This is a genomic window from Microbulbifer maximicatervae (SeqCode) (assembly GCF_056232625.1).
The window spans coordinates 4611872-4636986 of record NZ_CP174324.1 but is presented as its reverse complement, the minus strand read 5'-3'; the positions used below and the strand labels follow the sequence as shown (position 1 = coordinate 4636986).

At 47.0% G+C, this 25115-nt stretch carries 22 protein-coding genes; 14 read left to right on the top strand and 8 right to left on the bottom strand.

The genetic code is table 11. The annotated features are described in order from the left end of the window. Nucleotides 1-217: 217 nt before the first annotated feature. The 11 genes from ACJJI6_RS20215 (at nt 218) to katG (ending at nt 14330) form a co-directional block, all read left to right on the top strand. The gene (locus ACJJI6_RS20215) at nt 218-1171 is read left to right on the top strand and encodes a DUF1853 family protein (RefSeq protein WP_475711887.1); all 954 of its coding nucleotides are present in this window, start codon (nt 218-220) and stop codon (nt 1169-1171) included. 125 nt (nt 1172-1296) lie between these two features. After that, nucleotides 1297-1854 carry a GbsR/MarR family transcriptional regulator gene (locus ACJJI6_RS20210; RefSeq protein ID WP_282931244.1) on the top strand — a complete coding sequence of 186 codons (558 nt, stop codon included), beginning with the start codon at nt 1297-1299 and terminating at the stop codon, nt 1852-1854. A gap of 317 nt (nt 1855-2171) precedes the next feature. Next, on the top strand, nt 2172-3560 hold the full coding sequence (locus ACJJI6_RS20205; RefSeq protein WP_444896088.1) for a cytochrome ubiquinol oxidase subunit I: 1389 nt from the start codon (nt 2172-2174) through the stop codon (nt 3558-3560). Next, nucleotides 3557-4576 (top strand): cytochrome d ubiquinol oxidase subunit II, encoded by a 1020-nt coding sequence (cydB, locus tag ACJJI6_RS20200; protein ID WP_475711886.1) that lies wholly within the window; start codon nt 3557-3559, stop codon nt 4574-4576. The genes ACJJI6_RS20205 and cydB overlap by 4 nt, the downstream gene beginning before the upstream one ends. 145 nt (nt 4577-4721) lie before the next feature. Continuing rightward, nucleotides 4722-5474 carry a TetR/AcrR family transcriptional regulator gene (locus ACJJI6_RS20195; RefSeq protein WP_444896086.1) on the top strand — a complete coding sequence of 251 codons (753 nt, stop codon included), beginning with the start codon at nt 4722-4724 and terminating at the stop codon, nt 5472-5474. Nucleotides 5475-5789: 315 nt separating this feature from the next. Continuing rightward, nucleotides 5790-6041 (top strand): HP1242/YdcH family protein, encoded by a 252-nt coding sequence (locus ACJJI6_RS20190; protein ID WP_282931240.1) that lies wholly within the window; start codon nt 5790-5792, stop codon nt 6039-6041. Between the two features lie 83 nt (nt 6042-6124). Beyond that, nucleotides 6125-6727, top strand: a complete 603-nt coding sequence (locus ACJJI6_RS20185) for a glutathione S-transferase N-terminal domain-containing protein (RefSeq protein ID WP_444911526.1) — start codon at nt 6125-6127, stop codon at nt 6725-6727. 292 nt (nt 6728-7019) lie between these two features. Further along, complete coding sequence (locus tag ACJJI6_RS20180; RefSeq protein WP_475711885.1) at nt 7020-8603, top strand: ethylbenzene dehydrogenase-related protein; 1584 nt, start codon at nt 7020-7022, stop codon at nt 8601-8603. Beyond that, nucleotides 8603-9244, top strand: coding sequence for an Lcl C-terminal domain-containing protein (locus ACJJI6_RS20175; protein ID WP_444911528.1), 642 nt, complete (start codon nt 8603-8605; stop codon nt 9242-9244). Before ACJJI6_RS20180 ends, ACJJI6_RS20175 begins: the two co-directional genes overlap by 1 nt. 88 nt (nt 9245-9332) lie before the next feature. Then, nucleotides 9333-11681, top strand: a complete 2349-nt coding sequence (locus ACJJI6_RS20170; RefSeq protein WP_475711884.1) for a DNRLRE domain-containing protein — start codon at nt 9333-9335, stop codon at nt 11679-11681. Between the two features lie 375 nt (nt 11682-12056). Further along, a complete protein-coding gene (katG, locus tag ACJJI6_RS20165) occupies nt 12057-14330 on the top strand; it encodes a catalase/peroxidase HPI (protein WP_475711883.1) in 2274 nt (757 codons plus the stop codon). Between the two features lie 71 nt (nt 14331-14401). On the opposite strand, the gene ACJJI6_RS20160 is transcribed toward katG, so the two are convergent. Further along, complete coding sequence (locus ACJJI6_RS20160; protein WP_413663339.1) at nt 14402-16609, bottom strand: S9 family peptidase; 2208 nt, start codon at nt 16607-16609, stop codon at nt 14402-14404. Nucleotides 16610-17021: 412 nt separating this feature from the next. Between ACJJI6_RS20160 and ACJJI6_RS20155 the strand changes: the two genes are divergently transcribed. Beyond that, nucleotides 17022-17459: a hypothetical protein gene (locus tag ACJJI6_RS20155; RefSeq protein WP_413663340.1), complete on the top strand. Its 438-nt coding sequence runs from the start codon at nt 17022-17024 to the stop codon at nt 17457-17459. Between the two features lie 137 nt (nt 17460-17596). Here the strand turns inward: ACJJI6_RS20155 and fghA are convergent, their stop codons facing one another. The 3 genes from fghA to ACJJI6_RS20140 all read right to left on the bottom strand — a co-directional run bounded on the left by fghA (nt 17597) and on the right by ACJJI6_RS20140 (nt 20790). Next, complete coding sequence (gene fghA / locus ACJJI6_RS20150) at nt 17597-18454, bottom strand: S-formylglutathione hydrolase (RefSeq protein WP_475711882.1); 858 nt, start codon at nt 18452-18454, stop codon at nt 17597-17599. A 14-nt stretch (nt 18455-18468) separates the two neighbouring features. After that, nucleotides 18469-19602, bottom strand: coding sequence for an S-(hydroxymethyl)glutathione dehydrogenase/class III alcohol dehydrogenase (locus ACJJI6_RS20145; protein WP_475711881.1), 1134 nt, complete (start codon nt 19600-19602; stop codon nt 18469-18471). Nucleotides 19603-19776: 174 nt separating this feature from the next. Then, nucleotides 19777-20790, bottom strand: coding sequence for an AraC family transcriptional regulator (locus ACJJI6_RS20140; protein ID WP_413663343.1), 1014 nt, complete (start codon nt 20788-20790; stop codon nt 19777-19779). A gap of 233 nt (nt 20791-21023) precedes the next feature. Between ACJJI6_RS20140 and ACJJI6_RS20135 the strand changes: the two genes are divergently transcribed. Further along, the gene (locus ACJJI6_RS20135; RefSeq protein ID WP_444911533.1) at nt 21024-21266 is read left to right on the top strand and encodes a DUF6868 family protein; all 243 of its coding nucleotides are present in this window, start codon (nt 21024-21026) and stop codon (nt 21264-21266) included. Nucleotides 21267-21412: 146 nt separating this feature from the next. Here the strand turns inward: ACJJI6_RS20135 and ACJJI6_RS20130 are convergent, their stop codons facing one another. From ACJJI6_RS20130 to ACJJI6_RS20120, 3 genes are all read right to left on the bottom strand, one after another. After that, nucleotides 21413-21988 carry a PhnA domain-containing protein gene (locus ACJJI6_RS20130; RefSeq protein WP_475711880.1) on the bottom strand — a complete coding sequence of 192 codons (576 nt, stop codon included), beginning with the start codon at nt 21986-21988 and terminating at the stop codon, nt 21413-21415. Nucleotides 21989-22260: 272 nt separating this feature from the next. Next, the gene (locus ACJJI6_RS20125) at nt 22261-22677 is read right to left on the bottom strand and encodes a CBS domain-containing protein (protein ID WP_108734525.1); all 417 of its coding nucleotides are present in this window, start codon (nt 22675-22677) and stop codon (nt 22261-22263) included. Nucleotides 22678-22751: 74 nt separating this feature from the next. Then, nucleotides 22752-23180: an Hsp20/alpha crystallin family protein gene (locus ACJJI6_RS20120; protein WP_282931225.1), complete on the bottom strand. Its 429-nt coding sequence runs from the start codon at nt 23178-23180 to the stop codon at nt 22752-22754. A 315-nt stretch (nt 23181-23495) separates the two neighbouring features. Here ACJJI6_RS20120 and ACJJI6_RS20115 point away from each other — a divergent pair, with 315 nt between their 5' ends. Further along, nucleotides 23496-23933 carry a host attachment protein gene (locus tag ACJJI6_RS20115; RefSeq protein WP_413663346.1) on the top strand — a complete coding sequence of 146 codons (438 nt, stop codon included), beginning with the start codon at nt 23496-23498 and terminating at the stop codon, nt 23931-23933. A gap of 52 nt (nt 23934-23985) precedes the next feature. Here the strand turns inward: ACJJI6_RS20115 and yihG are convergent, their stop codons facing one another. Beyond that, nucleotides 23986-24888 (bottom strand): 1-acylglycerol-3-phosphate O-acyltransferase, YihG family, encoded by a 903-nt coding sequence (gene yihG / locus ACJJI6_RS20110; RefSeq protein WP_444934191.1) that lies wholly within the window; start codon nt 24886-24888, stop codon nt 23986-23988. Nucleotides 24889-25115 lie beyond the last annotated feature (227 nt).

The following is a 25115-nucleotide window of genomic DNA, read 5'->3' as shown; positions in this document are numbered from 1 at the left end:
TCAACTCCCAGATTAAAGCTGGCACTGGAGATGGATAACGAAATCAAGGCAGAAACTCCACTGCCAGGGGACTTATTTCGACATCGGTAATTCGCTGATTTTCTTGGTGCTCGGATCGATTCTTATAAGTGTAATTATTATTTTTAGTTCAGATGGTAAAGCAATCATAGATGATTTCACCAATCTGTCTTGTATTTTAGCAATATACAGAAGTTTAATGACTCAGGAAACGATACAGAAGGCCATGATTTCCTCCCTGAAAAGCGGACAGGTAGATAATTGGGACAACTTAATGTGGTCCGTGGGAAGTTCGGATACTCCCACTAGCGAGGACTCCGTTACAGCTTTTAGTGCAGCTAATCAACTCCCCTGGCTTCTCCCCACGCGACGAACGTCCTTATTGGAATACTTCTCCTGCCCAAAAGTAAAAGATGCACTTTCCCCTGAGTTGGATAATTACCTGCACGAACTCAGCCTCAACAAACCCAATAACCGCTTGGGCACTTACTTTGAAAGGCTCTGGTCATTTGCCTTTGACAAACATCCCGACTACCAGCTGCTCTACCAAAACCTCCCTCTAAGGTCCGGCGGCAAGACACTGGGGGAACTCGACTTCGTCGTGCAACACCTGCCCAGCAACCAGTGTGAACACTGGGAAATTGCCGTAAAATTTTATCTCCAGGTTACCGATATCCATTGGGTAGGGCCTGGAATCAAGGACCGACTGGATATCAAACTGGCAAGAATGGCAGATCATCAACTACCACTGATTGAAATGCCGGCAGTTCAATCAATGCTGAAAAAGCACGGCCTAGAGATAGATCGCCAGTGGGCGCTAATGCCCGGGAGACTATTCAAACCGCTGGATACATTTCGCCGGCCCTCCAGTCATGATCTTTGGTGGGTATCGTTATCTGAGTTTCGGTCATTCTCCCTGAGCCAGGTAAACCGCAGTACTCTCGAGTGGCTGGCGCTCCCCAAGCAAGCCTGGCTGGCGCCTCAGAGCAGCACCACCGGCATGACTGCCGATCAATTACTAGAAGCGCTGCTGCCCGAAAGTTTTATCCACCCCCTGTGCATCGCCGCCGTTGATAAAAATGGCGAAGCCCGCAGAGGCTTTATCGTGCCCGACAACTGGTACCAAAGAGCCAAAAGTAGCTTAAGCATATAACCAGCCTCTCCCCAGATCAGAATCAGGGAGCCTTTCGCTGGCCTCACATTATTTTCTAAATTGGTGATTGACATAGATCAATTTACATTTACAATTTTCAGAAATTTCTGAAACTTAAGAAGTAAATGAAACTATCGAGTCAAGCCCAGGCATTCGTACTGCACTTTGGTGAAATGGGTAGCCGCTGGGGCTTCAACCGCACGGTGGGGCAAATGTTTGCCCTACTCACCATTCATCCCACGCCACTCAATGCCGAGCAATTGGCCCAGGCACTGAAGATCAGTCGTGGCAATGTCAGTATGGGGCTCAAAGAGCTACAGGCCTGGCGCTTGGTTGAGCTGCATCATCAACCGGGCGATCGCAAAGATTATTTCACTGCAGCTGGGTCAATCTGGGACCTCGCTCGCACTGTCTTCGAGGAGCGCCGCAAGCGAGAGCTCGACCCTACATTAAGTCTGCTTCGCCAGCTGCTGCTCAATGAACCCCAAGATGAGCTGGATGCCCAGGCACAAGAAAAAATCCAGGAAGTTTACAGCTTGCTGGAGCTGCTCGAAGAATTTGCCAACACACTCAGCAAGCTAGAACACCAGGACCTGCTTAAATTGATGAAGCTAGGCTCCGGTATCGTCAAGCTACTGGAACTCAAAAGTAAGATGACAGGTGGACAGAACACCTCAAACTAGCGAAAAAAACGCTAGCACGAGGAATATACCGCTGCACTCAAAGCGAAATAACACCTTCATCTGAAGTACTTATTCCGGGGAGAAACCCATAGGGCCAAATCCATGGCTAAAAGCCCCGGCATATTTTTAATCCAGCAGCCCATAGTGCTGGATTAAAAACGGCACAAGGCCGTGCCGCAGCCGATCCAAAGTCGGCTCCTGCAGGATTGTATACGCGGGAACACACACCTGCCTCTATATTTTCTTGCAGTGCCGATTAGCACAGGAGGTGCTAATCGGCTCACTGGTTCAAAGATCTCAGACCAGCAGAGGCTCTCATGCTAGATACCCTGATCCTTTCCAGGATACAGTTTGCCGCAAATATCAGCTTTCATATTCTATTTCCAACCATCACCATCGCACTCGCGTGGATCGTTTTCTTTTTTAAATTACGCTACGACCAAACTAATAATCCGGTCTGGATGCGCGCATATCGTTTTTGGGTAAAAGTCTTTGCCCTGACATTTGCTCTCGGCGTAGTGAGTGGCATCACCATGTCATTCCAGTTCGGAACAAACTGGCCCGGCTTTATGGCCCAGGTCGGCAATATCGCCGGCCCGCTTCTCGGATACGAAGTACTTACTGCATTCTTTCTCGAAGCAACCTTTCTCGGCATTATGTTGTTTGGCATTAATAAGGTGCCAAGCAAAATACATACTTTATCTGCCTTTATTGTGGCAACAGGAACCACTCTATCCGCTTTTTGGATTATTGCTCTCAACTCCTGGATGCAAACACCTGCCGGATTCGATTTACGGGATGGAGTCGCCTACCCGGCAAGCTGGATGGAAATTATCTTTAACGCCTCTTTCCCCTACCGACTTACACATATGCTGCTGGCTTCGGGTTTGACGGCATCTTTCTTTGTTGCGGGGATTTCCGCTTATCGGATTCTTAAAGGAGACCCCAAACGCGCGCCCCGGCTCGCCCTTAAAACGGGACTGATTCTTGCTGCCATCTTTATTCCGATTCAAATCTATGTGGGTGACTTACACGGACTCAACACTTTTGAGCACCAGCCGCAAAAAGTCGCCGCAATGGAGGGGGTCTGGGAAACAGAGCGCGGCGCACCCCTGCTGTTATTTGCGATACCCGACGGAGAAGAAAAAACCAACCATTTGGCGATCGGCATTCCCAAGATGGCCAGCCTTATCCTTACCCATGAGTGGGATGGTGAGATCAAGGGAATAAATGAATTCCCCGATAATCACCCACCGGTAGCCCCCGTATTTTTCGCCTTCCGCATTATGGTCGGCATAGGAATATTGATGCTGCTAACCGCTTGGGGAGGGGTCTACCTATTGCGTAAAGGTGAGCTGCCTCGCTGGATGCTCAAAACCCTGGTCGCGATGACATTCTCCGGCTGGATAGCCACTTTGGCCGGTTGGTATGTCACAGAAATTGGACGCCAACCCTGGCTCGTAACAGGAGTACTGAAAACCGCCGACGCTGTTACTCCAGTACCACCTTCTCATGTCGGTTTTTCCCTAACCCTTTATCTGGTTGTCTACGTGATATTGCTCTATGCGTACATAAGAACCCTGAAAGTGATGGCCCTGAAGTCTGTAAAAGTCGAGGAGTTTGAAACTCAGGAACTATTCGCCGGCACTAGCTTAACCAACCGCCCAAAAGATACCGAGAAAAATGACAAGGGAGAAGGCAAATGACCGGTAGCGCTTCTGCAGCGGCCTATTGGCTGCCTGTCGCCTTTGTCGCCCTTATGGGCCTGGCGGTAATAGTCTACGGAATTCTGGATGGCTACGATCTTGGTGTGGGCATTTTGCTCCCCATGGGAGAAGAGGAGGAATCGCAGCGGGATACCATGATCGCATCCATTGGCCCCTTTTGGGATGCCAACGAAACCTGGCTAGTGCTGGCAATCGGTTTGCTCCTGATTGCATTCCCAATCGCACACAACCTGGTGTTAATGCACCTATATATACCAGCTGCGATTATGCTGGTCGGGCTAATCATGCGAGGAGTGGCATTCGACTTTCGTGCAAAAGCTGCCATCGACAAAAAGCTAACCTGGGATCGAACGTTTAAAGCGGGATCTATTATTACCAGCCTTGCGCAGGGGTACATGCTGGGGCAGTACGTGATTGGCTTTAAGCCCGACTGGTCTGCACAGCTTTTTTCAGCGCTCAGCGCTCTGGGAGTTACCGCCGCATATGCCTATATTGGCGGCGCCTGGCTGGTTCTTAAAACCGAGTCGGAGCTGCAAAAACGAGCGACCACATGGACCCGTTACGCAGGGCGGGCCACCCTGCTTGGGGTGGTTGCAGTATCGGCCATCAATCCACTGGTAAACCCAACAGTATTCGACCGATGGTTTACCTACCCTCTGGTTATGTTTGTACTACTCGTCCCCACCCTGTGCTTTATTGCCTTTGTCTCCAATGATGTTCTATTGGCGAGAATGCCTAAGCCTGCAGATAGACATAAAGCGGTTCCTTTTTTTACGGTCGTCGTTATTTTCCTGATGTGCTTTATCGGCCTGGCCTTCAGCTTTTTCCCTGATATTGTTCCCGGCGAACTAAATATTTGGCAGGCAGCCAGTGCCACCGCCTCATTAAAATTTATTCTTGTGGGTGCGGTAATAGTGGTTCCCGTCATCCTCGCCTATACCGTTTTCTCTTATTACGTCTTCCGAGGAAAGGCGACAGAGCTACATTATCACTAGCTGCATTTCCATTCGGCTGGCAGAAATACCTGTTAGCCGAATTTAATTAATTAAGATGGAACTACCCCACAAATCAAACAAGTTCTTCTTGCTCGCCCGAATTTGGTACGATTATAATAATCAATTCCAAAAGACAATTTTTTACATGGAAGTAAAGCGTATGCTAGCCCATGGCCAGTACCGCTTGTCTAAAGGGGGAGGTAGTTTGAACCAAATCGATCGACGAGCAATCAGCCGGCGCGACACCGCCAGTCCGCGCAAACCACAACGCAAAAATGGTCGGGAGAAGTATGAAAAGCTTCTTGACGCCCTTGAAGTATTAATTACTGAACAAGACTCTACGGATATTAGCCTCGCAAACCTTAGTCAGGTTGCAGGTGTTCCAGCAGCGTCTGTTTATCATTTCTTCCCAAGTGTAGATGCCAGCTTAACCGCCCTGGCCGAGCGTCACTATAAGTCTTTCGGTGACGTAGTATTGGGCCATTCGGATTTTTCTCCGTCAGAAAGCTGGCAGGATATGCTTAATCAGCTGTGCGACCTTGTGCGCGGCTACTATGAAGAGAATCTCGCGGCACTAAAAGTACATTTTGGACCTCAGTCCAGTTGGGCATTACGCCAACTACAAATGGAAAACAATTGGCGCCTGGCAGATACTCTGATCAAGAACCTGTCTCGGGAGTTTGAGTTACCACCCTCTCAGGATTGGCGAGACCGGTTTATGTGTGCCATCAACATTAACGACTCTTTCTGCTCCCAGTCTTATTCCCGCTTTGGGAAAATAACAGAAGACTCCGCAGCAGAGGGGAAGCGGGCCGCTGCAGCCTACTTAAAACTCTACCTCGGTGAGCTTTTGCAGAGGCGCCAATTGCGCTTTGCCCCACTGGAGGCTTCGGCCTAAGCCCAGTAGCAGAACCGCTAACAAAAAAGCCCGACAAGTAATTGTCGGGCTTTTTTGTGCCCGTCATTTCCACCCAGCCCTCTGTTTAAGCCTCACCTGACTAACAATTACCAATAATCAAAAAAAAGAGGGTAAAAAATATTTGCTAATAAAATAGCTTCAACTTTTATATATATCAAATGGCTATATACAGACTTATATTAACTTCACTTTATAACTATGTTGATTAAGGGAAGCAGCGCTAGAATTGCATTTTTGTGACTGGCAAGACTGAACCTACACTTCATTAACTAATATCGATTGTGGAGGTCCCTTATGCCCATTGCTTCACACGAGCTCTCGGTGGATTTCCCAGAATATGCAGACACAATCAAGCAGCTCATCGAAGACGATATTCAATTCAAACTTGAAAACGACATCTACAGCAAACTGGATAAACAAATAAGAGGCCTTCAGGATAGTGGTATTGGCACCGACGACGATCACTATTCCAGCCTCAAAAAACAGAGAGCCTACTTAAAACAGCACCTCTATAACCGCATTACTTCAGTGATTACCCATCACTAAAGTACGCGTTAACAGTTGCTCGTAGCAGCACTAGCGGTCACTGCAGTTGCTGAAAGGGCACGCAGCCTAAAAGAGCTTGGCCTATGCAACTGTACTTGACCTTTTCCTCCCCCTTTGCGCGCAAGGCGCGCATTGTTGTGCAAGAACAGCGCCTGCACTCTGTGGTAACAGAGCATTTCTCTCACCCCTTTCACAATGACGACGAACTTATTTCCAGCAACCCCTTGGGAAAAGTCCCCTGTCTAACCCTGGATAATGGCTCCTCGATCATTGACAGCGAAGTCATCTGTGCATTTCTTGATAAAAGCTTAGGGGATGGTCACTTATCTGCACCACTGGACAACAATTGGGATCTGTATACTTTTCACAGTATCAGCTCTGGATTAATGGACGCAGCAGTGCATCTGCAAATGGAAAAGCTGCGCGCACGGGAAGAACTCAGGTCTGATTTTTGGTGGCAGCGCTACTTCAGTGCTATTGAGAGATCTCTAGATTACCTGGAAAAGCACCTGGATCGATTACCCGCCAGTCTTAGCTTGCCACATATTAACTTGTGCTCAGCACTATCCTATCTTGATTTTCGCCATGAAGATTTTGACTGGAGAAGTGACCACCCGAAACTTATGGCCATATCGGAAGATTTGGAGAAAAGTGAAAGCCTGAATAAGTGTCAGCTGCATGAGTAGTTACAGAATGCCGAATACCAACAAGAATAAGTTATCCCGCTATTTTTTCTGAACAGGTCAAAATACTGAGTAGTACACTATTGGGTCAGGCGGAAAGGAGACTCTACAACTGAGACTCGCTGTGATTATATCTCGGTAAGCTCGGAATCGGCATTCATCCTTTATGCGTTACTACAGCGCAGCGCATTCCTCATTTTTTAGGCGCCGTGACTCCATCAGCAGAATGTAGTCTATTTTAATTAATATAAATGCCACACTTTTTTACTAGCCTAAACCCTTTTGGAATACTCCCATGGCCAAACAACCGAAGAGTACTCTTTGGATAATTCTGCACAGCGTGGCCATTGTTGCAGTTTTATGTAGTCTGCTAACGGGGCTCCGTATCTCCACCTTGACTAAGCCAAGTATTGGAAATATCGAAGAACTTTTACCCCAGGGACAGATTCATGATATTCACTTCTTTGTCGCAATTGTTACTTCAACCATCCTTCTCTGTTACTTATTCTATAAAGTAACAATTAAATTAAAAAATACAAACTCATCCAGCGAAGCTAATAAAACATCAATTAGCTACCATAGAGTAGTAACACGCATTGGCTCATTTTTTTTAACACTCATGATCTTAAGTGGCTGGATTTTATTTATTGGTTCCGGCAATCCTTCTATCTTTCGCCAGGCACACTTTTATAGTGCTTTTGCGATCTTACTCTATATATTCCTTCACGCTGGCGTTTACCTAACAACCTATGGCCTGAAGACTTTGAGTTATTTACTTCCCAATGCTCGATCGGGCTATCGAACTTCAATTTTTACCTACTTATCTACCGGCTGTATCACTTTATTACTTTGGATTATTGTTACAAATAACAGTTACCACGATCTTACAGTTGAGAAAATAAGTCCGGAAACCTTTATAAACATAGATGGCATCCCCCAAGAATCCGCATGGTCCTCAACCATATCACTTAAAATCCATACTGACGGAGGTGCTAACTTTATTGATGGTAGCTCAACCGTCAACTTGAGAGCCTTGCATAACCAACAGGAAATATTTTTTCATATCACTTGGGAAGATCCCACTGAAAGCCTGAAACACCTACCACTGAAAAAAATTGGTTCTGGCTGGGAAATACAACAGCAAGGTTTTCAAAATTTTAATGAAACCCGTCACTATGAAGATAAGTTTGCCATCCTGCTTTCCAATTCCTGTGATTTCGGTGCTTCGGGAACCTCTCACCTGGGCCGCAAACCATCAGCACAGTTGCCCGCAAATTGGCATGGCAAGGGCTACCACTACAGCTCATCCGATGAAATACACGATCTCTGGCACTGGAAAGCAGTAAGAACCAATAAAATGCACTTGGCAGATGACAATTATATTGGCAAGCCTGATATTGTAAGGCCAGGAGCTCGCCGCTATACCGCAGGATATCTCCAGGATGGCAAAGAGTCCGGGGCATACTTAATGAACTGGAAGTGGTACTCCTCAAAAAACGTTACACCAAAACGACTACCCAAAAGTCCCTCCAGCCTGACGCCATATCAAAACGAGGATACAAAGAGCGATTGGACTATTTCCTGGTTTGATTACCAGCCATACACGGCTGAAGATGACAATTATCCTATCAATACGATTATGCCTTCAGTCCTCTATACCTCAAATCGCTTTGAGGGAGATCGTGCCGATGTCAGGGCCTATGCTGTTTGGCAGGACGGCCAATGGTCTATGGAGATGGTGCGAAAATTAAATACTGGGTCAGCGTTAGATGTAGAAATAAAAGACGGTATTTGCCTCTGGGTTTCTGCCTTTGATCACTCGCAAATCGCCCACACTCGCCACGCCCTCCCCGTCAAAATCAAGTTGGCAGATCAATAATGTTTGTGCGCATATTTTGGGTATTCATTTTTCCTGTAATCACGGTCTGTGCAGCCATACTGCACCAACCATCACAACCTCTACCAAGGGAATACCACTTAGTTAAAATTGATAAAAATGGGGAGCCTATCGAGGCTTGGGCAGGCCCCTGGTCCTGTATCTGCGACACCGATACAGGGCTTCTTTGGGAAGTTAAAACCGACGATGAAGGAATTCACGATGGAAGGTGGACCTATTCATGGTATCAATATGAAGAGGGTATAGAAAATAATGGAGATTGTTATTTTGAAGAAGAGCGATGTGATACCGAGGACCTGATTCGCAATACCAATCAACAGAAATTGTGTGCAACGCAAAACTGGAGACTCCCCGATATTACAGAGTTACGATCCATTATCCTGCAGGAGAGTAAATCTGGCAGACCTCTAATTGCGACTGAATTTTTCCCGAAAACTCAAAGGGGAGATTACTGGACCCGTAATTTTGACAGGCCTTTATATGGCATCTACCAATACCTGGGAACAGGTGCTGGCGCAATTAATTTTATGAATGCAAAAACCGTCACAATTCCCTACCGAAACGCCGCTTTCGTTCGTTTAGTCTCCAATCATTCAACGGCCTGTAATAAAGATCCACAATAATTCCGGCGCGCCGCACAATTTTTTTTGCGACTAATCTCTATAGCTGCTGCGCCTGAAAATAATAACCACTACTTACAGGAAACCCCCGATGAGACGGTTCTTAAGCACTGCTTTTGCTATCTCGACTCTATGTTTGGCAATTGATGCCAGTTCAGCAACTAAACACCACAGATTGGCCTGGGATGGTGATGCATCCACCAGTGCCGTTATCGGTTTTTCGCCAGACGGCCACACGAGTAATCCTTACATTAATTTTGGCTATTCAACCAATGAAACTAGCTGGAGCAGTCAAGGGGTTGATTCAACATCTACCTTCGATGGCAGCTTAGATAGCTACTTTGTCAGATTGGAAAACCTAACACCGGATTCTGCAGTTTACTATCGTGTGTGTGATCAGGACGGCTGTGGCGACAGGTTCTGGTTTAAAACGGCTCCTGCGGAGGAATCTCCCTTCGTCATAGTCGCTGGGGGAGATACCCGCACGGGGCATACAACACGGCGCGAGGGCAATGCTTTACTAGCCAAAATTCGCCCGCTGGCCGTTATGCATGGCGGTGATTTTACCAACGCCAACAGTGCATCGGAAATGGATGACTTTTTACAAGACTGGACGCTGACCTACTCCAACGACGAAATTGATGGCTATAGCTATCAACGTATTTACCCTCTAATACCTACCCATGGAAATCATGAGGATGACAACTATTCAACCACCTGCCAGGTCTTTGGTGTGGACTTCAATGCGGATGGTAGTTGTAGCCCCAGTGATACCTACGGCGCAGTACAAATTTCCCCCCTATTGCGTGTCTACACACTAAACAGCCAGTTTCAGGAAAGCGGCTGGTCATCTTATGCTACCGCCATGAACAATTGGCTTGAGAGTGATTTAGCTGGGATTGGCGCCTACAGTCACTGGCGCTTTGCCCAGTACCACAAGCCCATGTTCCCCCACTACAGCGGTAAATCTGACAACCCCACATTATTTAATTGGTGGGCACAACCCTTTTATGACTACGCCATGAATATGGTGGTCGAATCAGATACCCATCTCACCAAAGTCACCGAAGTCGTTGCCCCCGGTAATAGCGATTTTTCAACCAACGAAACCGGCGGTACCGTTTACGTTGGTGAGGGAAGCTGGGGAGCACCAGCTCGCTCAGCAAATGATGCCAAGTTTTGGACCATAGATATGGCCAGCATCCAGCAGTTCAAAGTTATCCAGGTCAGCTTTGACCAACTCACTGTACGCACAGCACAGTTCGATAACAGCGCAAGTACCCTGACGCGAGAAGATCGAGCCAATAATCCTCTTGTATTACCGGAAAATATCAATTGGTGGAGCGCCAACCGAATTGGTGAAGCTATGGTTCTCGCACAAAATAACGTTGGCAGGAGCGTTATGCTTGAGGACGACAGTGGTAATGGCGAACTCTCACTACCAGTGACTGATGACACATTTATTTCATCGCGCTACTCTTCCAGCAATTTTGACAATGACTCAGATGGCCTTCTCGCAGATGGCAGTGATAGCACCTATGGAACGCTTTATTCACTGATTAAATTTGATCTCTCCAATTTATCTCACTGCTCGACGATAAATTCAGTTGAGATCGAATTTAATATCACCAACCGGTCCAGCAATAGTTATGGTATTTACTTGGCTGAATCCAACTGGAGTGAGGAATCAGCCACCTGGGATTCTGTCGGTGGATCAACGGTGCTTTCACAGTTGGCCGCCAGCTTTACCCCGTCGTCTACTGGAACCCAAGTGGTGAACTTGAGTTCATCAAGTCTTCTGGATAGTTGGCTGAACAATGAAAATACTGGCTTGGTCATTGCCTCACTGAGTGGCAGTGATGGGGTAGATATCTCTTCACAAGAAACCGGTATTGCCCCAGCCCTCAGGGTAACCGCCGATTGCAGCGATTCTATTAGTGAAGAGGTATCTCAAGTTGCTTCAGACGATGTGTTTATTTCATCTAGAAAAGAGGATGATAATTTCGATGCTGATAGCGATGGACTCCTCGCCGACGGCAGTGATCTAACCTATGGAACTCTCTATAGCCTCATTCGCTTTGACTTATCAGATTTAAGCTGTCGCCAGTATATTGATGCGACACTCGAGTTGAATGTAACCAATACCTCCAGCAATAGCTACGGCATTTACATGGCAACACAAAGTTGGCGGGAAGAGTCGGCCACTTGGGATTCTGTCGGGGGTAGTTCTATTCTCGGACTCCAGGTGGGCAGTTTTATCCCCTCCTCTACCGGCCGGCATCTCATTGACCTGGGAGCCTCAGGAATCGTCGACAGCTGGTTAAACGATAATAATAACGGCCTGGTCATCGCATCGGAACGGGGCATTAACGGTCTGGATTTAAGCTCCAAAGAGAGCGGGCAGAGCCCTCTTCTTACCTTACAGACACTCTGCAATTAATTGCCTTCAGGGCTCTCTGTCCGGAGAGCCTTATTTATCCCGTTCTGTGTATCTTATTTCTCCAACACTGGTTTAGATTTACAATCCAAATTTTTTGGCACGAACTTCTTCAAAATATAAAAATATCCACGTCGCCCTACCCCAAAACCATAATTCCTTTAAATAAAAGAACCAGTAATTAAGTTTACCAATCTACCTTATTAATTCCTTTTAAACCTGACGCTATAAAATTTATATACTATTAATCCCATGTCCAAGACTACGCTTCAGCCAAAGGGCAAAAGAAATCAGCAGTAAGGAATAGAGTCAGGTATTTCATCATCAAATAAATAATGAGCCAAAGGATGTACCAACGATCGTACGGAGATACTGTAAATGTTAATAAAATATAATCGTAGTTATGTCGCTTTATTGATCTCAATATTTATAGTCGCGCCATTTAGTGTCGCAGATACCCATGAGGAAGTCGTCACTGATCCAGTAATTCTTGAGGGTGCAGTAGAAGGACAGCCAAAGTCCAATCGGTTTTGGTGGCCTGATCAGCTGGATCTGCGTCCCCTCAGGCAGCACTCTCCAAGATCCAATCCAATGGGTGACGACTTTGATTACGCTGCCGAATTCCAAACCCTGGACCTTAAAGCGGTAAAACAGGACATCGAAACTCAGCTCAAAACTTCACAGGACTGGTGGCCCGCAGACTACGGTCATTACGGCCCATTTATGATCCGAATGGCCTGGCACAGCGCTGGCACCTACCGGATCGGTGATGGTCGCGGTGGTGCCCGTGGCGGCCAACAGCGTTTCGATCCCCTCAACAGCTGGCCTGATAATGCCAACCTCGATAAAGCCCGCCGTCTACTCTGGCCCATCAAACAAAAATATGGGCGCAAACTGTCCTGGGCTGATCTTATGGTGCTAACCGGCAATGTAGCCCTGGAGTCCATGGGATTCCCCACTTACGGATTTGCCGGGGGGCGACAGGATGACTGGGAGCCCGACCTGGTTTATTGGGGGCCCGAAACCAAGATGCTCGCAGATGAGCGTTACACCGGCAACCGAGAGTTGGACAAGCCCCTGGGCGCTGTGCAAATGGGGCTTATTTATGTCAACCCGGAGGGCCCCAATGGCAATCCCGATCCGGTGGCTGCCGCCACAGATATCCGCGAAACCTTTGCCCGCATGGCGATGAATGACGAAGAGACAGTAGCCTTGATTGCCGGAGGCCATACTTTTGGTAAGGCTCACGGTGCAGTGAAAGCTGATTGCCTCGGCCCAGAGCCCGCTGCCGCCCCAATTGAGCAGCAGGGGCTTGGCTGGGAAAATAAGTGTGGGAAAGGTAATGCCGACGACACAATGACATCCGGCCTGGAAGGGGCCTGGTCTGCCGCCCCGATCAATTGGAGTCAGCAGTATCTGGACAACCTGTTTAAATTCAATTGGGTCAAAACAAAAAGTCCAGCTGGTGCCGTTCAGTGGATTCCCGATGATCAGAGCGCGGCAAACCTGGTGCCCGATGCATTCGACAAGAACAAGCGCCATGCCCCCATCATGTTTACCACGGATTTATCCCTTAAGTTCGATCCCAGCTACAAAGAAATTGCCAAGCGGTTTCAGGAAAATCCGGAAGAATTTCAACGCGCCTTTGCCAAAGCCTGGTTCAAGTTGACTCATCGGGATATGGGCCCTCGCGCGCGCTATTTGGGAGCGGAGGTGCCCGAAGAAGATTTAATTTGGCAAGACCCTATCCCCAAAGTTGATCACCCTCTGATTGACAGCCGGGATATAAATTCTCTCAAAGCAAAAATACTGGCGGCAGGCATTAGCGTTCCCGATCTGGTGAGGACTGCCTGGGCCTCTGCTTCTACCTTCCGTGGTTCAGATTTTCGCGGTGGCGCCAATGGTGGCCGTCTTCGCCTGGAACCCCAAAAGGACTGGTCGGTAAATGATCCCTCTGAACTATCACAAGTCCTGGCATCGCTGGAAAAAGTCCAGCAGGAATTTAACAGTTCCCAATCCGGGGGCAAAAAAATCTCAATGGCAGATATCATTGTACTTGGAGGCGCAGCAGCCATTGAAAAAGCAGCAGAGCAAGGCGGATATAAAATTCAGGTCCCATTCAAACCTGGACGCACCGATGCTTCCCAGGAACAAACAGATATTAATTCTTTTGCGGTACTACAACCTCTGGCCGATGGCTTCCGCAACTACTTTGGCGATGGTTATGGGAGAACCCCTACAGAGTTATTAGTTGATAAAGCCAGCCTGTTAACCCTGAGTGTGCCTGAAATGACTGTTCTGGTTGGAGGAATGCGCGCACTTAATGCAAATACCGACTCCTCACAGAATGGTGTACTTACTCAGCGCCCCGGCACACTGACGAATGATTTCTTTGTGAACCTGCTCGATATGTCTACTGTCTGGTCCAAGTCGGCAAAGTCAGAGGGTATCTATGAAGGAAAAGATCGCAAAAGTGGCCAGGCAAAGTGGACAGCCACACCTGTAGATCTGATTTTTGGTTCAAACTCTGAATTAAGGGCAGTCGCAGAGGTTTATGCTTCCAGTGATGGCGCTGACAAGTTTGTAAATGATTTTGTGCAGGCCTGGACCAAGGTAATGAATTTGGATCGGGTTGATCAGCCTCAGTCTTAAGAATCATATACCTCAATAAAGAAAAAACCGAGGCTAGCCTCGGTTTTTTCTTCTGGGAGATTATTTAAGTTTTAATCCTGCCCCTTTAAATGCCGATCAAAAAATCGCTTGATCATGCTGTATTGGTGGATGCGAGTCTGCTTACCGTGCAAGCTATGCTTCTTGCCTGGATAAGTCATCAGCTCAAATTGTTGGCCGTTGTCCTGCATCTGTTTTATGAGTTTAGTGGTATTGGTAAACAACACATTGTCATCCGCCATGCCATGATAAATCAGCAGATCACCTTGTAAGCCCTTCGCATAGGGAAACACAGAAGATGCCTCATAGGCATCCATATCCTTGGTTGGATTGCCCATATAACGCTCAGTGTAATGGGTATCATACAGCGTCCAGTCCGTAACCGGCGCACCCGATACCCCCGCCTTAAAGTAGTCTCCGGCTTTGAACATACTCATCAGTGCCATGTAACCACCGTAGCTGTGACCGAAGATACCTACTTTATTTTTATCAACGTAAGGCAGGGTACGCAGGAATTCAACGCCGGTAATTTGATCTTCCACTTCAGGAGATCCCATATTCTTAAAGATAGGATTCTCAAAAGTGGTACCGCGGTTTGCTGAACCACGATTATCTAGGGAAAAAACAATATAACCCTGTTGGGCCATATACTGGTTGAATAGTTTATCCCAGCTATTGGTAACCACCTGAGCGTGTGGACCACCATAGATAAACACCATTACCGGGTAACTTTTCTTCGCATCAAAATTAGCAGGTTTGTACAAGCGGTAGAAAAGCTCCTGGCCATGGGGCGCCTCAATACTGCCAAATTCCGGAGTGATCCATTGATCTTTATAAGGATAGAGAGGGTGAACACGATTTACAGCGTTCTGCTCAAGCCAGGTGATTCTGGCCCCTGAGCTGCTGTGCAGGCTCACTTGAGGCGGCGTGGTAACGCTGGAAAATTTATCAATATATCCAGAGGCATCCTCAGAAAATTCGATAGAGTGCATACCACTACGCTGTGAAATTCTCTTAATGTCGCTCTCCCCTTGCAGGGAGACTGCATAGAGATGCCTCTCGATTGGAGTATCTTTTCGTGCGGTAAAATACAGACGGTTAGCCTGCTCATCAACAGCCTCTAACTCGTCAACCACCCAATCTCCCTTAGTCAATTGTGCCTGTAATCTGCCGCCAAAATCATATTTATACAAGTGTTTGAAGCCATCCCTCTCCGATGACCAAATAAATACATCGCTATCTTCCAAAAAGTGGAGATCATGGCTCAGGTTAACCCAGGTATCGCTGGACTCGGTAAGGAGCGTTCGGGTTTTTCCCGTATTGAGATTGTAAGCACGAAGCTCTAACTTTTGCTGGTCTCGAGATTGCCACTGGAAAGTTAACAGGTGATCACGGGCCCATTTTACTCGGGGAATATAAATATCCTGATTATCTCCCAGGTTGACCCAACGGATATCCCCCGAATCAATATCTATAAGGCCAAGTCGGATTTTTGCGTTCGCACGCCCAGCAGCGGGGTAACGTTGCTGTATCATTTCGATACGATCCGCATAGATTTCGCTACGGGTTACCTGATCAACTGGCGACTCATCAACTTGCAGGAAAGCAATATGCTGATCATCAGGAGACCACCAATAACCGGTCATCCGGTCCATTTCCTCCTGGGCAACAAACTCAGCCATTCCATTTTTAATATGATCTTTGCCGTCGCTGGTTAGCTGCTTTTCCCTACCGGTTTTCAGATCGACAATATAGATATTTTGGTCGCGAATAAACGAAACAAAGTGCCCCTCGGGAGAAACCTTTACATCGGTTTCAAAGGTTTCCGTTTCAGTCAGTCGACGCGAAGAACGGTCTTTGAGATCGTAATAGTAAATATCGCCGGCCAAAGGGAACAACAGAGACCGACCATCCTCTGACCAGCTGTACTCCATTATTCCACTACCATAAATTCGCTGGCGCTCCCGTCTTGCCTTTTCCTCATCCGAAAGAGTTTCACTACCGCTGTGCAGACTATCGGAATTGACCAAAATTCGGGACTGACCGTCTTTCAGGTTGTACTCCCAAAGATCGTAACGGTTGTAATCTTCAACTCTACCTTTGAGGAAAGTTACACGCTGCCCATCAGGTGAATATTCCAGCGCTCGGGGAGCGGTACCACTCAGAGCCGGGTCGGAGAATAACCGTTCAATGCTGAGTGACTCTGCAGAACATATTCCTGCAAAAGTACATCCAAGTAATGCAAGCAGTGCTTGTTTCATAGGAAAACTCTTTATATTAAGTATTGTTGGCAATTCACGTACCACTTTGCTAGCAGGGGTATTATTTAGAAAATTCTGATTAATTCCATGTTATCTCCGGCTTCCCTAGGAGCCGGCCTAAATGACATCCAGGTAAGCCATAGCTTCTCTTTGGGACTTGTTCTGATCACCAGAAGTATCTCAAATTTATCGGAAGCCCTCTAAAAAATGCAGCTATATTGTGGATAGAGCAAACCGGTGAAGGATTCTACAACGGAACCTTCCGGGACATGCAGTACCTTACAGTTTTGGGTTTGCGCACAAACAATCCTGCTGCAATAGCCCCCCTTTACAAATGTTTACTCTGCTTAACCAACATTTGTGGTTAGCTAATGTCGGACTAAAGCTTTTATCAAAATATGGGGTAAGAATAATGAAGGTTCATCTCTTTGCATCTGCAGCTGTGATTTTGATCGCTGCTGGCTGTAGCTCTACACCAGAGATCCCCACCACTGAATCGTTTGTCACTGACATCACCGAACTGGGCCATCGTCGCTTTACCTACAAGGCAACCATTGGAGCTGGCCCCAAGGGCCAAGGCGGTAAGCGTGGTGGTCCGGGTGGTGGAGGTCCAGGTGGCGGTGGTCCCGGTGGTGGTGGTCCCGGCGGCGGTGGTAAGGGTAGTGGTGGCCCAGGAGGTGGCGGTCCCGGCGGCGCCAATTCTGGAGATGTGAAGAAAGTTGCCCGGCAGAGAATGGAACTCTTGCTAGCCGAAAGTGGCTTCTGTCCCAATGGCTGGTTCCTGATCGAACAAACTTTTGACCAGAACAGAGCTGAAATTATTGGCGAGTGTCGGGCGGTTGCACGATAAGCTTACACCTCTCACTTTCGCTCTATGTATTCTGCTCGTATCGCTTTATACATAGCAACTTGCCAGGGCGCAAAGCCCTTTGCCTAAATAGCCCCTCAACTGAGGGGCTAACTTCACTAGTCCGCGATTTACACTGCCTAATACCTATGCCTGCTCAACAATGAGTCTGCATGGAACCTTAAGTGCTCCTCAATAAATGAAGCGATGAAATAGTAACTGTGATCGTAACCTGCATGGTGCTCTATCCGAAGAGGATAATCACTGGCTTCAGCAGCTGTTTGCAGGGAATGTGGTCTCAGCTGTTCCTCAAGAAACTCATCCTGTTCCCCCTGAGAAACCAAAATCGGCGTTTTCTCTACAGCGCGCCCCATTAGCACTGTTGCGTCATATGGTTCCCAGCTCTTGGGATCAGCTCCCAAGTATGTTCCCAGCGCCTTTTCTCCCCAAGGGCAAGCAATAGGATTGCAAATTGGACTAAAAGCAGAAATTGATTGATATCGCTTGGGGTTTCGCAGACCGATGACCAGGGCACCGTGCCCGCCCATGGAGTGCCCGCAAATCCCGCGTCGACCATTGGTGGGGAAATGAAGTTCTACCAGGCTTGGAAGTTCATCCACGATGTAGTCATACATTTGATAATGCTGCTTCCAGGGTTCTTGAGTCGCGTTCACATAAAAACCAGCCCCCTGCCCCAGATCATAACCCGGGTCATCCGCCACATCGTCTCCTCTGGGGCTGGTATCGGGTATCACTAAGATAATCCCTAACTCTGCAGCGACTCTCTGAGCACCAGCCTTTTGACTGAAGTTTTCATCCGTGCACGTCAAGCCCGATAGCCAATAAACAACAGGATATTTCCTCTGTGTATTCCCCTCTGCATCCTGTGGTAAAAAAATGGAGAAGACCATAGAACAGTTGAGCGTGCTGGATTTATGTCGGTAACGCTGCTGCAAACCGTCAAAAGATTTAGTACTGCCAACCAATTCAATCGACATTTTAAGTGGTCCTATCAAGCCTGCTGGAAATGAATAACACTGCGAATACTTTTACCTTCATGCATTAAATCGAAGGCATCATTTATTTGCTCAAGGGGCATTGAGTGAGTAATAAAGTCATTCAATTTAAATTCTCCAGCCAGGTAACGCTCTACGAAAGAAGGCAATTCAGAGCGCCCCTTTACACCGCCGAATGCTGATCCCTTCCAAACCCGCCCTGTAACCAACTGGAATGGGCGGGTACTGATTTCCTGTCCGGCACCTGCCACTCCAATAATAATGGATTCCCCCCATCCTTTGTGGCAAGACTCCAAGGCAGCTCTCATCAGGTTAATATTGCCCACACACTCAAAAGAATAATCCACTCCGCCATCGGTAAGCTCTACGATAACCTCTTGAATAGGCTTATCGTAAGCCTTGGGGTTAATACACTCAGTGGCTCCCAACTTCTTCGCCAGCGCAAATTTGTCCTCATTAATATCGACACCAATAATTCGTGAGGCGCCAGCCATCTTGGCTCCGATCACTGCGGACAAACCAATTCCGCCCAAACCAAAAATTGCCACACAGGAGCCCGGCTCAACCTTGGCGGTATTGGTAACGGCTCCCATTCCCGTAGTAACACCACAACCCAGCAGACAAACCTCATTTGAGGGGGCTTCGGGATTAATTTTGGCCACAGATATCTCAGGAAGGACTGTGTACTCAGAAAAAGTAGAGCATCCCATATAATGGAAAATGGGTTTCCCATTCACCGAAAAACGTGTCGAACCGTCAGGCATTAATCCTTTGCCCTGGGTGCTCCTGATTTTTTGGCACAAATTAGTCTTTCCAGAGAGACAAAACTTACATTCGCCACATTCAGGGGTATACAAAGGAATTACATGATCCCCGACAGAGACACTGGTCACCCCCTCACCAACGGATTCAACAACACCCGCACCTTCGTGACCGAGGATTGCCGGGAATACCCCTTCAGGATCATCTCCTGACAAAGTGAACGCATCTGTGTGACAAACGCCGGTGGCGTGTAATTTCACGCGAACTTCACCCCGTTGGGGAGGCATAACATCGACATCCTCAATAACCAAACGCTCCCCAGGCCCCCAAGCTACAGCTGCTTTACAACGGATTGTCTCTGCACTCATTTTCAATTCTGCCTTTCATCATTCGTTCCAGTGGCGCCCAGCATAGTCCCCTAAGATTATTGGTGCAAAGCCAAGCGCCGCTGCTGAAGTAAAATCAGGAAAAATCTAAAAGCTCACCCTTATAGTAATAATTGGTAGCGCCGAACAATTATTCAAAATAATTCCTTTAATTGATTAACAATTAATAGCTTGTCGCTTCCTCCACTGCAGTGGGGAGCTTCCATGAATGGCTCGAAATGCTTTTGAGAAAGCACTGATATCGGTGTAGCCCAAACTTGCTGATAGTAATCCCACATCAATACTTGAGGCCCGTAGATGCCAGCGAGCAGTCTTCATTCGCGCCCCCTGCACCAACTGCTTAAAGGAGGTTCCCGCTTCATTTAAACGGCGCTGAAGCGTTCTCATTGGCATACCGAGTAAGCGAGAAATTTGCTCCAGGGAGTGCTGCTGGGCCCCGAGAGTTTGAAGGATTAAGACTTGAACCTGTCGGCTGATATCACCCTTGTGCTCTGCCAATAAGCACTTGGAAAACTCCTCAAAATATCTCATAAGACCGCTGCTGGGTTTAGCGAGGGGATAGTTCATCAATGATCCATCAAAAACCAAGCGATCTCGATCTTGCTCAAAACTAGCCTCAATGCCAAAAAAATTTTGGTAACTACTCAGCGGAGATTGGGGCTTATGCCGAAATGAAACAGAGCGGGGAGATACTTTAGAGCCAACCATCTCCTGTATCAGGCGATAGGCAGCGCCTACTGAAAGTTCAGTATACTGTTGCGCGGGAATTGCGTCGGGGAAGTGATTAACTCTCTCTGCAATCAAGCAGTCATCGGTTTGGTAAATTTTCCAGTGGTCCGCCTGGTTGTGTAACACCATATACCGATGAGTTACTGTCAAAGCACTGGATAGATTCTCACTTTCCAGTATCAGCTTACCAAGGACGCCCAGCATACGTAGCCCTTGCTTCCCCGCCAATCGCAAGCCAAAGTCACTACAGGACAAGTCCCGTGAACACAAATTAAGGAGGTCCACCAGCGTTGCAATGGGGATCAAGATATTTGGACGACGTGTACAATCCGCAGGAAGCCCCACTTGCGCTAAAAAATCTGATGACTGACCACCGAGCTGTGGCACCAATAGATTAAACCCAGCCAGCGCACCACTGCGAATTTCATAGATAGGCTTCATGTTTTATAGCTACCATATTGCCAACCTCTCATTTGCACTATCACACAGTGTCTAGGAATAATGAGCATCGGACAATAGCTATATCATATAACATAGCTCTTCAACTAACTGGGACTACCCCTATCCACAAACGCAACTTATTTGAAGGCTAGTGCCTGACTATTGTGGCACTTTCCACTATCTACTCATAAAACTATCGGTTTATACGAGAAAGAACTGCAAGGAAATTTCACATGGAAACTGAAAATCTAACACTATTTTTAGGCTGGGCTTCGATTATAAACATATTGATACTACTGCTATCAACTATTGGACTTGTCTGCCTGAGGAAGTCGATTACCAGGATTCACGCACGAATATTTGAGCTTAATGAACAAGATTTAGGCCGTGCATATTTTCAATATCTAGCACAATACAAAATTGCTATTATCGTCTTCAATATTACACCGTATTTTGCTCTAAAAATTATCAGTTAATTGATAAAAGCGGAAATATTTTGCAAAAAAAATAAGAAAGGTAAACTATACCTTTCTTATTTTCATAATTAAGACGGACAGGGGAGTATTTCGGGTCCGCCGGCAGATTCCCTTTTCAGAAAATGAAGTTATTTCTGAAATATTTATCAGCCACTCTTTTTCACAAACTTTGTCAGAATTACAATTCTCTGACCCTCGACCCGTCCTTCGATATGCTCAGGGTTATCGCTTAAGCTGATACCGCGAACTGCCGTTCCCCGTTTTGCAACCAAACTGCTTCCTTTTACATCCAAGTCTTTGATAATAACTACATTATCTCCAGCTTGTAACTGGGCACCATTACTATCCAGATGAATCACCAACTCACCAGCCTCTGGTATTGCCCCAGCCTCTGCCCAGGCCAGCAAATCGCCATCCAAATACAACATGTCAAACAAGTCTTGGGCCCAGGTCTCGCCAGATAAGCGCTTTAGAATACGCCATGCCAACACTTGAATTGCCGGCTCGGTACTCCACATAGACTCCGACAGACTCTGCCAGTGCGCACTTTCCAGCTGTGCAGGATTTTCCAGCTGGTCCCTACAGGTTTGACACAATAGTACTGCCGCATCTGGATAGCCCTCTGACTGGGGTACGTCATAAACCGCCAAGCCATTTTCTGCTTTACAGAGCTCGCACTGATTTCCACTGCGTTGTGCCAACTGCTCCTGAGTCACAGCCATAAGTAACCTCAAAAAAAGTAGGGATTATACGACTGATTCTTCCTGCACGCCTCCCAAATAATCACATTTAACGGACATCGGGGTCGACCGTGAACATGATCAAGCTCAGGCAGGAAGTAAATAAGACTATCAACAGCCCAGTAGTAGATGGAGCCATTAGGATTCCGAGGGATTCACAGGCTTCAGACAAGACACTCTAGAGCACTAAAACTTCCAACAGCCGCCAATATAGATTGACGACTGTAAAGAGCATTATGCGTTAAGTCCCACACTCAGTGGTGCGAGGAGACCGCTGCTGCGAACTGCCCACCCTGCTTGCTGGCGATGGCACTGGTAATATCCCCTAAACTGAGAATACCGACCATACGCTTTTCACTATTGAGTACCGGCATTCGCCGTAACAACTGTTGCTCCATTTTGTGGACAGCAGACAGCAGATCATCCTCTTCCCAGCACCATTCAATCCCCTCTGTCATAACATCTCGGGCAGACAGAGAGCTGAGATTACCCCCCTGAACCACACCGCGACATACAATATCTCTATCAGTCACTATTCCTACAAGCCTGTCATTTTCTCCAATCGGCACTGCACCAATATCTTCATCTCGTAAAATTTTTGCCAACTCCTGTAATGGAGTATCCGGGGTGCACCAGGTAGCCCCCTCATGCATTGCGTGTTTAACTTTCATAGGTACCTCAAAGCTCTTTAGACAAATGCCAAAGAGAGTGACGGGTAAAACCCATCACCCTTAACCCCTATAGATCAGTGCACTTCAATCCGCTTTCTTTGCGGGGGATGCCCCTCATGTTTTGGTACCGTGAGCGTGAGAATCCCATCTTTGAAATTTGCATCAATCTCACTTTCGCGAACATCTTCACCAAGATTGAAACTGCGCAAGAATTTGCCGTAACGCCGCTCCTGACGAAGCACGCGGCCATCCTTCTTCTCCTTAACCTCGCGGTGCACCTCAGCTTCAAGGGTCAAAACCCCATTTTCTAGAGTTACACTGATATCGTCCTTACCCACTCCCGGCAGCTCAGCGCTAATTTCATACATATTCTTGCGCTCACTCACATCGATACGCGGAGAAAAAAATCCCTCGCGTTCAGAGCCGATTGCACGGGTCGGTGAGAGCATTTGTTCAAACATATTATCAAGGTCCAATAGGGACCCTCTGGGGATCAGACTCATATCTACAACCTCTTTTTACGCTAAGCCGCAAAAGGCGCCAGAAAACTCAAGAGTCTGTCTTGCGCCTGTTACATCTTGAGTACAGTCTAGGAAATACTGCGACAAACGAAGGGATTAAGTGCCGATAAAAGCCATTACAAATTGAATATGAGAGCTGTCGTATATTTCTTTTGTACATATAAATATTAATAACTTCCTTTCCAAGTGCACCTAAAGAGAATTTCCACCTCCATATCCATCAATAAGCAACCGGGGCTCGTGGCCAATATGGCTATTTACTAGGATTGAATAAGGCAGTTAAACGAGGATATGTTCATGGCCTTAGCATGGGTCCTTGTGGCGAACCAGTCCCAAGCGCGAATTTTTGAAGCCAACAAACGCGCGGGAAATCTCAATGAAATCCAGGCACTTCTCCATCCAGAATCACGGCTCTCTGGCAGAGACCAAGAGAGTGATGCGCCCGGACGCACTTTCGACAGCTATGGTCAAGGAAGGCACTCAGTAGGTAATTCTGCAGGATTACATCGCCGTGAAGGTGAGAATTTTGCCAGAGAAATTGCACATACCCTGGAGAGGGGAAGACAGGAGGGCCAGTACGAAAAACTGTATATTGTCGCAGAACCCTATATGGTTGGCAGCTTGAGGGATGCCTTGAAAACTCCAACCCGCGCAACAATAGCAGGAGAAACAGGAAAAAATCTGGTGGCTTGTGAACCCGAGGAGATCCGGGCTCAGCTTCCTATTTGGCTATAGTGACGTTCAGCCAGTAGAGAGGGTCACGAGTGAACCTCTCTACGGACCCCGCTCAAGCCCTGCTTTCCATTAAAAGCTTATCAATCAGGGCATCCTTTTCAGTCCATAACTCATTTACCCACTGATTAAACTCCACCCGAAACTCCTGATCGGTTGCGTAGTCTCTCTCAAAAAACCGGCTCGGCAACTGGACTTTCTCAATGCGAACAATCACTTTCTTTAACTTACCGGAAAGGAAATCTTTAAAGGTAGGTATACCATCCGGGTAAACAATGGTGACATTCAGTAGCTGGTTCAGCTGCTCACCCATACAGTGCATTGCAAAGGCAATCCCTCCGGACTTGGGCTTTAGAAGGTGTTTGAAGGGCGATTGCTGTCTTTGATGCTTCTCTTTACTAAACCTTGTTCCTTCAAGAAAGTTCATAATACTGGTGGGTATTAGCTTAAATTTTTCGCAAGATTTTTTCGTCGCTTCAAGATCCTTACCGCGCATCTCCGGATGTTTTTTCAAAAACTCTTTGCTGTAACGCTTCATAAATGGAAAGTCGAGTGCCCACCAGCACATTCCAATCACAGGAACTTTGATCAACTCTTGCTTCACAAAAAATTTCAGGAATGGAATTCTTCGATTAAAAATCGACTGCATAATAAAGATATCAACCCAGCTTTGATGGTTCGCTGTGACCAGATACCATCCATGTTTATCGAGATGCTCTATCCCCTGTACATCCACCTGGGTTCTTTGGGTTAGCTTCATCCAGCCTTTATTTAGGGTTATCCACATTTCTGCCCAAGAAATAAAAAAACCCATGAAAAGTTTTTGCAGAAAGGCAAAAGGGAGAATAAACCTAAAAACTGAAAACAAGAGTATGGGGGCTGCACAAACCAATGTGCTAACGGCCAGCAACACCGAAGATATGACCAACAGTAAAAACGAGGGGAGAAAGTTAAACATCTAAAGGCTCTTTTAATTTTCCGGGTTTACAGGTCAGGCTGTCACGCCATATTCACAGGTTACCCGTTTCTTTTTTAATATCTTGAAATCCACTTATCACAAACTAAGCGGACTCTGCTCTCATCAGTATATTTACATAATCCGGGCTACAGGCTGCCTATCGCAATCAACATGGCTGTGTATATTTATGGCTCATGGGAAACTGCTCCACTGCAATAAATTCATGC